11 protein-coding genes and 1 pseudogene are annotated in these 12,985 nt (G+C 52.2%); 4 read left to right on the top strand and 8 right to left on the bottom strand.

Features of this window, described 5'->3' with window-relative positions; genetic code table 11:
- Positions 1-11 precede the first annotated feature (11 nt).
- A complete protein-coding gene (locus AABB92_RS06830; protein WP_162531669.1) occupies positions 12-353 on the bottom strand; it encodes a hypothetical protein in 342 nt (113 codons plus the stop codon).
- Between AABB92_RS06830 and AABB92_RS06825 the strand changes: the two genes are divergently transcribed.
- Together AABB92_RS06825 and ybiX are read left to right on the top strand one after the other, a co-directional pair.
- On the top strand, positions 286-2,571 hold the full coding sequence (locus tag AABB92_RS06825) for a catecholate siderophore receptor Fiu (protein WP_031375307.1): 2,286 nt from the start codon (positions 286-288) through the stop codon (positions 2,569-2,571). The genes AABB92_RS06830 and AABB92_RS06825 overlap by 68 nt on opposite strands.
- A gap of 50 nt (positions 2,572-2,621) precedes the next feature.
- A complete protein-coding gene (ybiX, locus tag AABB92_RS06820) occupies positions 2,622-3,299 on the top strand; it encodes a PKHD-type hydroxylase YbiX (RefSeq protein ID WP_031375308.1) in 678 nt (225 codons plus the stop codon).
- Between the two features lie 55 nt (positions 3,300-3,354).
- Here ybiX and AABB92_RS06815 read toward each other — a convergent pair whose 3' ends face one another.
- The 4 genes and pseudogenes from AABB92_RS06815 to AABB92_RS06800 form a co-directional block, all read right to left on the bottom strand.
- Entirely contained in the window at positions 3,355-3,543 is a 189-nt protein-coding gene (locus AABB92_RS06815; protein ID WP_031375309.1) for a YjfB family protein, read from the bottom strand.
- Positions 3,544-4,129: 586 nt separating this feature from the next.
- On the bottom strand, positions 4,130-5,440 hold the full coding sequence (locus AABB92_RS06810) for an AAA domain-containing protein (protein WP_238585832.1): 1,311 nt from the start codon (positions 5,438-5,440) through the stop codon (positions 4,130-4,132).
- A gap of 47 nt (positions 5,441-5,487) precedes the next feature.
- The gene (locus AABB92_RS06805; protein WP_238585831.1) at positions 5,488-7,731 is read right to left on the bottom strand and encodes a DEAD/DEAH box helicase family protein; all 2,244 of its coding nucleotides are present in this window, start codon (positions 7,729-7,731) and stop codon (positions 5,488-5,490) included.
- Positions 7,732-7,929: 198 nt separating this feature from the next.
- Positions 7,930-8,085, bottom strand: a pseudogene (locus tag AABB92_RS06800) (Arm DNA-binding domain-containing protein); the annotation flags it as partial.
- Positions 8,086-8,477: 392 nt separating this feature from the next.
- Between AABB92_RS06800 and AABB92_RS06795 the strand changes: the two are divergent.
- Positions 8,478-9,104 carry a hypothetical protein gene (locus AABB92_RS06795; protein ID WP_046288376.1) on the top strand — a complete coding sequence of 209 codons (627 nt, stop codon included), beginning with the start codon at positions 8,478-8,480 and terminating at the stop codon, positions 9,102-9,104.
- Between the two features lie 292 nt (positions 9,105-9,396).
- Here the strand turns inward: AABB92_RS06795 and ychF are convergent, their stop codons facing one another.
- Positions 9,397-10,488, bottom strand: coding sequence for a redox-regulated ATPase YchF (gene ychF / locus AABB92_RS06790; RefSeq protein ID WP_031375312.1), 1,092 nt, complete (start codon positions 10,486-10,488; stop codon positions 9,397-9,399).
- A gap of 108 nt (positions 10,489-10,596) precedes the next feature.
- Positions 10,597-11,184 carry an aminoacyl-tRNA hydrolase gene (pth, locus tag AABB92_RS06785; RefSeq protein ID WP_031375313.1) on the bottom strand — a complete coding sequence of 196 codons (588 nt, stop codon included), beginning with the start codon at positions 11,182-11,184 and terminating at the stop codon, positions 10,597-10,599.
- 261 nt (positions 11,185-11,445) lie between these two features.
- Here pth and ychH point away from each other — a divergent pair, with 261 nt between their 5' ends.
- Complete coding sequence (gene ychH, locus AABB92_RS06780; RefSeq protein ID WP_031375314.1) at positions 11,446-11,721, top strand: stress-induced protein YchH; 276 nt, start codon at positions 11,446-11,448, stop codon at positions 11,719-11,721.
- On the opposite strand, the gene AABB92_RS06775 is transcribed toward ychH, so the two are convergent.
- Complete coding sequence (locus AABB92_RS06775; RefSeq protein WP_031375315.1) at positions 11,718-12,869, bottom strand: GGDEF domain-containing protein; 1,152 nt, start codon at positions 12,867-12,869, stop codon at positions 11,718-11,720. The two genes, ychH and AABB92_RS06775, sit on opposite strands and share 4 nt — an antisense overlap.
- Between the last annotated feature and the right edge of the window lie 116 nt (positions 12,870-12,985).

Here is a 12,985-nt window from a genome sequence, read left to right as displayed (position 1 = left end):
ATCAGGTCTGGTCACTGCTGGTATTTTTCTTTAACCCATTCCTGCCTTAAAACTTCTCTCTCTTTACATTTGGTTTCATTTGCAACCAGTTTGCGCGTTTTGTGTAAAGAAACGTATTCCCTTTCGGTTAACCGCATGGTAAAAACACGAACATAAATGATAATCATTCTTTTTATCATTTTAACATCCACCTGATTGCCGCTCACATTGCTGTTACTTTGCACCTGCGTGTTGTGGCCAGCGTGGCAGGACAACCTATAAAAATAATGATGCTTACTTGTGAAAATGGATAAAAATCGCACGTTACCGTTTAACAGTTTTAGTTCTTTAACCTTGTTCACCGGTTTAGCCATGGGGATGGCTCCGGCTGGGGCGGCGCTTGCCGCAGAGGATCGGTCCATGACCCAGGAGGAGACGATGCTGGTGGAGGCGACCACGCCGTCGCTTTATGCACCAGCGGCCTCTGCCGATCCAAAATTTTCCCGTCCGCTGGTGGATACCACCCGCACCATTACCGTGGTGCCTGAACAGGTCATCAAAGACCAGGGCGTAACTAACCTGACTGACGCGCTGAAAAATGTGCCTGGCGTCGGGGCCTTTTTTGCCGGTGAGAATGGCAGTTCCTCCACCGGTGACGCTGTCTATATGCGTGGGGTCGATACCTCAAACAGCATTTATGTCGATGGCATCCGCGACATCGCCAGCGTGACGCGTGATACCTTTAATACCCAGCAGGTCGAAGTGATTAAAGGCCCGGCGGGCACCGACTATGGACGCAGTGCGCCCAGCGGTTCGATTAATATGATCAGTAAACAGCCGCGGCTGGACACCGGTCTTGATGGTTCAGCCAGCATAGGCAGTGCGTGGATGCGCCGCGGTACGCTGGATTACAATCAGCAGATTAACGATAACGCCGCGTTCCGGCTGAATCTGATGGGTGAAAAGACCCATGACGCCGGGCGCGACGCGATTAAGAATGAGCGCTACGGTATTGCACCGTCTATCGCGCTGGGTCTGGACACGCCGACCCGCCTGTTCCTTAACTATGAACATGTGCAGCAGCACAATACCCCGGATGGCGGTATTCCAACCGTCGGGCTGCCGGGTTACTCGGCTCCCAATGCGGCCACGGCGGGGTTAAATAGTTCAGGTAAAGTCGATACCGATAACTATTACGGTACCCGGTCAGACTATGACGACTCTACCCGCGACAGCCTGACGCTGAAGCTCGAACACGATCTGAGCGACAATACCACGCTGCGTAACACCACGCGCTGGTCGCGGGTGAAGCAGGATTACCTGCTGACGGCGGTAATGGGCGGAGCGACTAACGTTATTCGGCCCAACAGCGATGTGAACAGCTGGAGCTGGTCGCGTCTGGCCAACCTGAAAGACGTCAGCAATAAAATCCTGACCAACCAGACCAATATCACCTCGAAATTTCAGACCGGATCGGTCGGGCACGATCTCAGCGCAGGTGTTGAATTCACCCGTGAAAGCCAGACTAACTATGGAGTTAATGGCATTACGCCACCGCCGGTCAATCTGTATCATCCCAAGAGTGACCTATCGATTGGCGGCCTGAATCGTAATGGTGCCAATGCCAACGGCCAGACCGACACTGCCGGCATCTATGCCTTCGATACTCTGCAGATCACTCAGGACGTTGAGCTGAACGGCGGTATCCGCCTCGACAACTACCACACCGAATATGACAGCAAAACCGCCTGCGGTGGCAGCGGTCGCGGTGCGCTGGCTTGTCCGGCCGGTAATGCGCCGGGTACACCAGTCACCACCATTGATACTGCTAAGTCGGGCAATCTGGTGAACTGGAAGGCCGGGGCGCTCTATCATCTGACCGAAAACGGCAATCTCTACATCAACTACGCCGTATCCCAGCAGCCGCCAGGCGGCAGCAATTTCGCGCTGGCACAGAGCGGCAGCGGCAACAGCGCTAACCGTACCGACTTCAAACCGCAGAAGGCGAAAACCACTGAGATCGGTTCGAAGTGGCAGGTGTTTGATGATCGACTGCAACTGAATGCTGCGCTGTTCCGCACTGATATTGAGAATGAAGTGCAGGCCAATGATGATGGCACCTATTCGCAATATGGCACTAAACGGGTTGAAGGCTATGAATTAACGGCGATGGGTAACATCACGCCGGACTGGCAGGTGATTGGCGGTTATACGCTGCAACACGCCTCAGTGCGTGAAGGCAGCAATGTGGCCCAGGATGGCAGTTCCGATCTGCCTTATACCCCTGAGCATGCCTTCACTCTGTGGACGCAATATCAGGCTACCGAGGCAATTTCGGTCGGCGGCGGTGCACGCTATGTTGGCAGTATGCATCGCGGGACCGACGGTGCGGCAGGAACGCCGTCATCAACCGAGAGTTACTGGGTGGCGGATGCCAAACTGGGCTATCGGGTCAACAACAACCTGGATCTGCAACTCAACGTCTATAACGTGTTCGATACTCACTATGCCGCCTCTATCAACAAGAGTGGCTATCGCTACCATCCGGGTGAGCCGAGAACCTTTCTGCTGACCGCCAATCTGCATTTCTGAGTGAACGACGTGGGGCGCTGGTTCCACGTTTTTGATAAGAGAATACCGCTATGATGACCCACGTTCCTGCTGTGCTGACACCCGAAGAGGTCGCCCGCTTTAACCAACATCTGCAACAGGCTGAATGGATCGATGGCCGTGCTACGGTCGGGGATCAGGGGGCCCAGGTTAAGCGCAATCAGCAGATTGACACCCGGACACCGCTTTACGACAGCCTGCAAGCCGCGGTGCTGAATGCGCTGAATAACCACCCGCTGTTTTTTGCCGCCGCGTTGCCGCGTAGTCTCTCCACACCGCTGTTTAATCGCTATGAACTTGACCAGACCTACGGCTTTCATGTTGATGGCGCGGTTCGTCACAATGGCCAGAATGGCTGGATGCGTACCGATCTCTCCGCCACGCTGTTTTTGTCGGACCCCGACAGCTATGAAGGTGGTGAACTGGTGATTCAAGATACCTATGGCCAACACAGCGTCAAACTGCCTGCCGGTGATCTGGTGCTTTATCCCGCCAGCAGCCTGCACTGTGTCACCCCGGTCACGCGCGGTGTCCGCACTGCATCGTTTTTATGGATTCAGTCGATGGTGCGGGATGACAAACAGCGCGCGATGCTGTTTGAGCTGGACCGCACGATTCAAAGCCTGAAGTCACGCACTGGTGAGAGTGAAGAGATTCTGTCGCTGCTGAATCTCTACCACAATCTGTTGCGCAGCTGGACCGAAATCTGAGGAAAGAGGACAAGCGCAGTGCCAAAACAGAGACGCCACGCCTGCCTCTGAGCTATCAGGCCGTGGTATAAATGTTGCGGCCAATTGCCGGATTCGCCGGTAACGCGGGGATGGCCTGGAGAATGCTGGCGGCGGCTGCCTGTTGATTATCCAGCGTCTTCTTCAGTAATACGGTGTTCACCTGACTGTGCAGATCCATGCTGGCGAGACCGCTAGCCAGCGAGGTAATTTGCGATACATCCATCTTGCACTCCTGTTGTGAAAACATGAGGGAACGGGTCACGGCTCATCGACAGAGCCTGACAGCATTATCGGCAACGGCGGAGAAAACCTGAGCCGGAGAGGGGGGGCGGGCCGGGTGAAAGGAGGCAAACGGAAGGGGTTACTTGCTGGCAAGTCGCCGTTATGAAATTGAAGTATCTAAACAACGAGCATAAAGGTTGAATCCGCTGGTTAACTGCAGCGAAGAGGTGTTGAGATGCTGCCACTTCTGCAACTGAACCCGTTCACCCGGCTACCGGTTATTGCTCCCGTTACCCACAGCGGAAAGATTGATGATATCGCGGGTTATACCGTTTCGCCGGAAAGTATATGCATCAAAACAACAGGGTGTTATTCACGGGCACTCACCCAGAGTCATTGTATTAAAGCCCGGAGCGTATCTCTGAAATAATGGTCAATCAGGTTCTGGCCAGGCTAAATGCGATATTGAGCCCTGATGCTTGGGTAGTCGTATCGTGGTATCAGAACGCTGAAGTAAAAAGCCTGCTCGGGAGCAGGCTTTTCTGTTACAGGTGAGGGTGGGTAAGTTTCTGATTTTATTATAGATATCACCCGATCTTTAACCGCTCCCTGAGCTCACACACCAGCGCCGAATCATCCAGCTCCGCGCTGATTTCATGGCGAATAGCGTTACTGAACTGCTCGCTACGCTCACAGCCATCATGATAACCGTGTGAGAGCCAGTTCCAGCTACCCAGCACAATATAGCGGCCGTCGATCATCAGCACTTTTTCGTGGGTTCCTTCAGGCAAGCGTATGACATTGTCCCGGCCAAGCTGTTCCCGGTATTCAGCAACCAGCGTTTCGTCATTATCATCAGGACGTTCGAGGCGCTGGTGATAATAGCCGTAGTAGACTTTCACCTTGACCCCCCGTTGCTGCGTTGCCACCAGCTGTGCCAGCTCTGGTCGCTGATATCGCTTGCCCCCACGACGGATCCACGGGGTTATGATAATCATCTCTTGTTCACTCTGTGCTGCCAGGGCACTAAACGCGGCAATATGTTCACAATCACGATAATAACGATTCAATCGGGGTGTCTGACTCAGGTTGGCAAAATCCGGATGCTGGCTACCCTGTTCAAGCAGAAAATCTTCAGCAACACTGTCGGCAAGCACTTTCAGATAGCCACCGGCCTGCCGTAATCGATGAAAGTTGCCGACCACGATAAATTGTTGCTTCGCGCGGGAAACGACGACATTCAGCATATTTGGTTTGTTGTTCTGAAAACCTGGGTTATCAAGAGGATGGAAAATAACCGGGCTATAAATAATCACTTCAAAACCCACACCCTGAAATTGATGTACGGTACCGATACAGTTTTTTTCCCAGTGGCCCATGCGTTCGGCAAGGCGTTTAATCAGTAATGACTTTTGGTTAGCGTAGGGAGTCACAATACCTATATCGGCAGAGAGATTGTATCCCGCTTCTTCCAGCTTATTCAGCAGTTGCTCAATAGCATCAACTTCATTGAGGTTGGTTTTAACCATGTCCCCTTTTTGCCCTTCGACGCTATAGAACATGAGAGGGTGGCCGCCAGATTTCTCAAAGGCGCTGGCGATGCGTTCAGAAGGAGGGGCGGTTTCCACGCTGACGCCGTGATAGCCCGCCAGCCTGATAAAGAGGTCAGCGATAGGTTTCTGGCAGCGACGATGTTCATCAAGAATGATGCCGTTGCCGGTGTCCTCACCTCTGCCTGACAGCGTACCTGCCGCACGGTGCCAGCCAGTCACGGTCGCAGGGGAGACTCGTTCGTAGAGTGAATTATCACCGGCAAAGTGCTGTTGCCGAAGCTGCAATTGAATGTTCTCTGATAAGTTGCGGATTGGCTCTATTTGTAGCGGATCGCCAACGATCATCGCTTTTTCGCTACGGCTGAGCAAAGGCACCAGCGACTCCAGCGATATCATTCCTGCTTCATCACACAGGGCCAGATGCCAGGGTTTGTGGCCTTTAAGTTCACTGAGTTTGCGATAGCCGGCAACTTTCCAGGCAGAGACCAGCGTGGTGGCCATGACCGGATATACCAGAGAGAGGGCTCGATAGAAGTCATCCAGTTTATCGAGCCAGCGATAATAGCCCGCGCTTTGTTGACCGCTAAGCAGTGCGCGCCGGGGGGCAACACCTCTTCAAGTTCACTTTTCCGCTTGAGTTGCTCCTGCCACAGATAACCGATAGCGGCTTCAAACATTTGCCGATGTTCACGGATAAAACGCTGACGCAAAATGTCACACCAGTTCCCCTCCGGATACTGTCGCTGGTGCTGCGCCATAACCTGTTGCGCGTGAAGGACCTGTTGCCATTGTGCCTGACACCCTGAGATCTCAGCCGCGAGAGTTTCAAGTCTGGTTTCCTGTTCAGCGTCAGGTTCGTCATGCAGTAGTTGTTGCAGAAGGGCCAGATTATCCGTTTGTTGTGCCAGTAACTCACCGGCATCTGCGAGTGCTGCCCGTTGTGGATGAGTGAGAGAAGAAAGTCCAAAAGAGTGAAAGTCTTCCGGGACTGCCTGATTCATTTGCGCTAATCGTGCTGTATATCTGCCCTCAAAGAAGCGGGCGAAGTGCCGCATTAAACCTTTGCGCGGATAGTCGCGGTAATGCTTTTCCAGTGCCGGACGCAGGGGAGAATCTATCCAGCTCAGTATCTGCTCCAGCTCTTGCTGGTGGGGCCACGTGGCTTTTAAGGTCTGATGAAGACGTGTTGCCTGCTGACGCTGCGCTTTTATCTCGCGAATTTCCTGCAGACGTAGCGTAATAAGGTGAGCCAGCTTGTTCAGTGCGTCAGGGCTATGCAGTGAAATTTCAATGCCCAGCCTCTGCGCATCAGCGGCGAGAGGAGGAAGTTTGTCCAGCAAAAGCGGAGTAAGCGCGTCAGCGTTTGTGGTACCCAGCGCGCAGTCGGTGATGGCCTGTAGCGCAGCAGCGTTGCTGCGCAGATAGGCTCGATAGCATGAATCCAGCGTGCTGCGATGGTTAAGCAGAATGGCTAAGTAATTTTTCTGAACCTGCTCATCGTAGCTTTGCTGCCGCCATTGGCTTATAAGGCGTTCTGCACGCGTAAGCTCCCGCTGTACCTGCTCGTTCGAACCGCTATGGAACCAGAGCCAGTCCAGATCCTGGGTTACGGGATCGCCGCGTAGATCATCAATGATGTTTTCTACAGCCTTGATGGCGGTAGAGGTGACCAGCATACCGAGATTCTGATCGTTTCCATCTGCAATCGCCAGCGCCCGGGAAACCAGTTGTTGAGCAATCAGTGATTTAAATAAGGTTGTTTTCCCGGTCCCTGGCGCGCCCTGAACGGCAATAAGACATTCATCCTGATTGATGGCCTGGATTGCCATCATCTGCCCATGGCCAAGTGGGTATTGTGATTCGAATAAACCGCTGGTGACGACATCATAGACATCTGGTGCATTCTCCTCATCGTGAACATGATTAAGGTAGCGCTCCAGTAAAGGAAAATCGTCGCCAGCATGATCGCTAAGCCAGGCAAAATCTTCCTCGTCTCGCTTGAGGTTGTAATCTTCATTATGAAGTGGAGCGACAAGGGCGTTAAAGGCAGTTTCCAGCACGCGTTGCTGGCGGTTTGGTCGCTCGCTGATCCAGACCTGAAGAGCCATAAAAGCGTCAATGAACGTTTCATACTTGCAACCTGTCAGCGCGCTGACAATGCTCATCATGTGTCGGTTTTCGCCTAGTTCATCCAGCTGAATACCAAACAATTCACGAAACGCAAAAGGAAAGGCGCTAACCAGTTGCCCATCTTTAACCGGAATCGATAAAGACGAACTCTCACTTTCAAAAAATGATTTGGGAAGCGGAAACGAGAACAGCGGGAGGTATTTTGCGTTAGTTTTGCCGCGTTCTTTTTCTACACAACGGATCACCGGGAAAAGCAAATTGACGCGTTCAATATGGGTTATCTTGCCCCCCTCGTCATGCTTAACGAAGCGTTTGAGCCAGTTTTGCCTCATCTCTGTGGGGATCGTCAGCATTACACCATTTTGACTTTCTGAGCAGTTCATTTCGCTCAACATGATTTGTTGATATTCGTGCACCTGGCTAGCGGGAATCTTGCTTTTTTCTGCACCGCCAAGTCTTAAATAGTCTTGCCATGCAGAAAGGATGTTTTTAGAGGTGTCGTTCATTATGTTAGCTGCACCGTATCGGTCCGTGACATCGGAATGGGACAGCCAGAATAGCATACGCCTACAGGGATGATACAAACTGCTAACTTGAAAATATCTCTATAAGAAAGGCGCTGTTCAGGCTGCTGGAGGGTAGCTGAAAGATAACATCCCGTTCAGGTTTGCCTGCCCGGGCTGGTCAAATTTCGCATCTCTGACTGAACGTGAACTTTTCCATCGCCTCTCGGCGAGTTTTACCGCTGCATACTCACCCAACGCAAACAGATCTGTTTTACCGTTGAGCTAAAATCGATCACGCCACGTCTTTCTGCTATTGGGTTTTACTTCGGGATAAAGGTTATTGAAATTATTGAGCCATTAAAGATTTTATTCAGGTGTTGCCGCGCGGCGTTGAACATAAGTGCCTTGGTATATTTTTTATACCCTAATCGTAATAAATTTAAATGAAGACAGAAAAGATCCGTTATCATCTTTGCACTCAATTTTAGCTGCACTTTTAGCTGCATTATCACGATGACTGAATGAGCAACTTCCGCTTTTGGCAGTAAACTGCCGTAGACGATCTTACGAGTCTGCAGCGACCGATGCAGCCGTGACTTTGTCTCACCGCATGCTAATCAGGTAATGTGGTGGCGCGCAGTTAATATTTTCTGTTCCTCACCACTTGTTCCTCAAGCCCGGCTTTTGCTAGTCTATGCGGCTGGACTGCTTCCAGCCGCATTAGCGTTGCCGGTTAAGGAGTTTCCATGTCGCTTTTCAACAAACATCGCCCCTTCATTTCCCTTTCTCGTCGTCAGCGCCGTAAAAAAGTCATTGAGCTTAAAAACCGTATCTATCGAGAACGTCATCGTTGTGGCGGGATGTTCTATGATGATTGCGATATCCAACACTACCAGGATAACCCCGACTCTATTTGGGCATGGAGTGATATCTATTTTGTCGGCCGCGATCCTGCCGATCTCTGGAATGCTGAAATCATCACGGCTAAGTTGATGTTTCAGGATGCGGTGCATCATCGCGCATTCAATGAAGCCTGGGCGATGCTCAGTCAGCAGCAACAGGAAGAAGAGGTGCGATATGAAACAACCCCCAATGTGAATAGCAAAGGCAAAATCGTTAGCCATACCTTGGTGCACCAGGAAAAACAGGCCTATGCGATTTTTGGCGGGCTAACGTTTTGGCAGTTTATTGAGAAGCGTGAGCGGGAAATAGCGCAAGATGAACCGCCAGAAGTGTGTTGTGGTTATCAGTTGCTGCCGGGCTTCGCTTATGGGCATGGGTTACGGATGGTTGTTGATGCTGAGGCGCTGAGTGTGCCTGTTATTGAGGCGGCGATTGAGGATTTTTTGAAAAGGATGTGGGACGTGGCTTAGGGGACAGCGATTTATAGGCGGGAGGATTTAAGAAGCGGGTATTAATACATCAGGGAATAGCAGGGAGATAAACTTTACCATCCTCCCTTTCTTATACCTTAATCATAATAAGTTTACTTGAAGACGGAAAAGAGACGTTATCATCTGTGTACTCAATTTCAGCTGCACTTTTAGCTGCATTCTCACGATATTGTTTGATAAGCCATGAAATGAAAAAACCCACGCAATTGCGTGGGTTTTATATGTTATTCAGGTCTCATGAGATTAAGTAAAATCTCATGAGACAAGCAAATCAGACGTTAAACAGGAAGTTCATCACATCGCCATCTTTCACGATGTACTCTTTCCCTTCTGAACGCATCTTGCCGGCTTCTTTCGCACCTTGCTCACCTTTGTAGGCGATAAAGTCTTCAAAGGCGATGGTCTGGGCGCGGATAAAGCCTTTCTCGAAGTCGGTATGAATTTTACCGGCTGCCTGTGGAGCAGTCGCGCCAACCGGGATGGTCCAGGCACGCACTTCTTTTACGCCTGCGGTGAAATAGGTCTGCAGGTTCAGCAGGGAGTAACCGGCACGGATCACCCGGTTCAGGCCCGGCTCTTCCAGCCCCAGTTCCGCCATGAACTCGTCACGATCTTCATCTTCCAGCTCAGCGATATCTGATTCAACGGCGGCGCACACGGGTACCACCACGGAACCTTCTGCTTCGGCAATGGCACGCACCTGATCCAGATATGGGTTGTTCTCAAAACCGTCTTCATTGACGTTGGCGATGTACATGGTCGGCTTCAGCGTCAGGAAGCTCAGATAGCGAATCGCCGCTTTCTCATCAGCATCCAGATCCAGCGAACGCAGCATACCGGCTTCAGACAGATGCGGCAGGCACTTCTCCAGCGCGGCCAGCTCGGCTTTAGCGTCTTTATCGCCGCCTTTGGCTTTCTTCTGCACGCGCTGAATCGCACGCTCACAGGTATCGAGATCGGACAGCGCCAGTTCGGTGTTGATCACGTCAATATCTTCAGCCGGGTTAACTTTGCCCGCAACGTGAATGATGTTGTCGTTCTCAAAGCAGCGCACCACATGGCCGATCGCTTCGGTTTCACGGATGTTGGTCAGGAACTGGTTACCCAGACCTTCACCTTTTGACGCGCCCTTTACCAGACCGGCGATGTCGACAAATTCCATGGTAGTCGGCACCACGCGCTGCGGTTTAACAATCTCAGACAGCTGGTCGAGACGCAGGTCAGGCATCGGCACCACGCCAGTGTTGGGCTCAATGGTGCAGAAGGGGAAGTTAGCCGCTTCGATACCCGCTTTAGTCAGCGCGTTGAACAGAGTGGATTTACCGACGTTCGGCAGGCCCACGATACCGCATTTGAATCCCATGGTTTGATACCCTTTATAACTGGATGGACAGCTCGCCCGGCGGCGGACTGTCGGAGACGAAATGAAAAATTTCGCGCATTATACACAGAATCGCGACGATTCGGGCGATTAAGCAGGCTTGAAAGCGTGCAGCCGGTTCATCGCCTTGATGCGATCCTCTTTCAGCCACAGTTCAGTGCAGCGCGCCGCTTCATCAATGGCATCATCAATCAGCTTCTGCTCGCTGGCGGGCGGTTTACCCAGCACAAAACCGGTCACCTTATTGCGATCGCCAGGATGGCCGATTCCGATGCGCAGACGGTGAAAATTGTTGTTGTTGCCCAGTTTACTGATGATGTCCTTCAGCCCGTTGTGGCCACCGTGTCCGCCGCCTTGCTTAAACTTCGCCACGCCCGGCGGCAAATCGAGTTCATCGTGCGCCACCAGAATCTCTTCCGGCGCAATGCGATAGAAGGTCGCCATTGCGGCCACTGCTTTACCGCTCAGGTTCATAAAGGTGGTCGGCACCAGCAAGCGCACATCTTCTCCGGCGATCGCCAGTCGGGCGGTATAGCCGAAGAATTTGCCTTCTTCTTTCAGTGACTGATTGTGGCGCTCGGCCAGTAAATCCAGATACCAGGCACCGGCATTGTGGCGCGTGGCGGCATATTCAGCGCCTGGATTGGCAAGGCCCACAATCAGTTTAATGCTGCTCACAATGAATATCCTGCTGTTATTGCCAAAGGGCGTTAGTTTACTTCGCCTCAGGCGAGATGACAAAGCGCATAGGGCTAAATTGATTCAGGCCGGTGATTAATCATTTTTCATCTAAATCAACAAGCTGCCCACAGATCCAGCCTGAAGTTTATACCGGTTGTGTGATCCGTCCCGCAACGTCGCCGTCAGCCATTGCCTAAACTTATGGCAACTTAACATTGTGTGCGGTTTTACATTGGCTCATAAGGATGGAGGTGCAGGATGAAACATCAACATTGTCGCGTAGCGGGTAATAGTTTGATGGTACTGGGATTACTCACCATGGTGCTGGGCGTCGGCTATTCCATTATTAATCAGCTGCCTTCGCTTCATCTGCCACAGTTTCTGGCGCACGGCGCGATGTTCAGCATTTTTATTGGCGCGCTGCTGTGGTTAGTGGGTGCACGCGTTAGCGGGCGAGAAAAAGTGGAGGACCGTTATTACTGGCTGCGTCATTACGACAAACGCTGCCGCCGGTCGCATCACACCCACCACTAAATGATCAGCGCCGGTACCGGCTGCTGTTCCGTGCGGTTTCTGCCGCTGGCTTTGGCGCGATAAAGCGCCTCATCTGCCAGCGCCAGTAAATCCTCGAAGTTCTGATGGCGGTGGCTGGCAGTAGCAAATCCAATGCTGACCGTGTAGCCAACAGCACTGGGCTGTGACTGACAGACCGCCATGCGGATCGCTTCACACCACGCTTGCGCCTCCTGCTCACCGAGCGCAACAATCGCGGCAAACTCCTCTCCGCCCAGCCGGGCAAAACGTCCCTCAGGCGGCATCAATCCACTGACCAGGCGGCAAAAGTCGATCAGAACCAGGTCGCCCTGATGATGGCCAAACCGGTCATTAATCGTTTTGAAGTGGTCCAGATCGAACAGCACGGCGCTGAAAGGGCGGTTGTGACGACGGCAATGCACCACCATTTTTTCCGCCTCACTAAACAGTGCCCGCCGGTTCCAGACGCTGGTCAGCGGATCGTGCAGCGATGCGTATTTATAGGCAATCTGGGTACGTTCATTGACCATCGCCAGAATAGTGAAGGTCAGGCCGATGACAAACAGAATCGACTCCAGAATTACGAACACCGAAAAGCCTGAACCGCCAATCGCTCCGTGCAGCCGGGTCGGTATCGCATTGTCCAGCCAGATGCGCACCAGATGAAACAGCAGATGGATCCACAGCAGCAGCTGCGCGGGCCAGAAGGTGACTTTCAGCGCGTCGCGCGCCAGCCATAACAGCTGGATAAGCGCCGCAGTGTAGGCAATACAGGCGATGCACAGCACCAGTACCCGCCTGGGCAAGCTGTGATAGAAGCTCGGGAAACAGCAGAGGATCGCCCACAGTAAAGCGCCGAGTAGCCAGCCAGTGCCGATCTTTTTGCCGCAAAATAATCGAAAAGCATTCAGTAATCCGCCGTAGGCCAGCATCACCAGTACATTGCCGGCAGCAACCGGCAAAAACTGCAGGCCGCTGCTGCGCAGGCTGCTGAAAAATACCGCCACCAGGGTGAAAATCAGCGACAGACAGGTAAAACCCAGCACGCGATCGTATTGCGATCCCATCCAGGCAAATACCATGATGATGCTTAAAAATCCCAACACGTAAAGCTCACAAATAAATAAGGTATAGATATCCAGAGTCATGGTAGTTGGGATTGTTATGAAAAGTGCGCAGCAAATTATCACTTAAGCGTCTGGGGCAGAAGTGCGGAACGCGGCGTTTTACTAAAAGAGTGGGTGGCGTTGAAAATAGTCGATTT

This window comes from Pantoea brenneri (assembly GCF_038594305.1).
Taxonomy (GTDB): domain Bacteria; phylum Pseudomonadota; class Gammaproteobacteria; order Enterobacterales; family Enterobacteriaceae; genus Pantoea; species Pantoea brenneri.
This window is presented reverse-complemented; position numbering and strand designations above follow the sequence as displayed.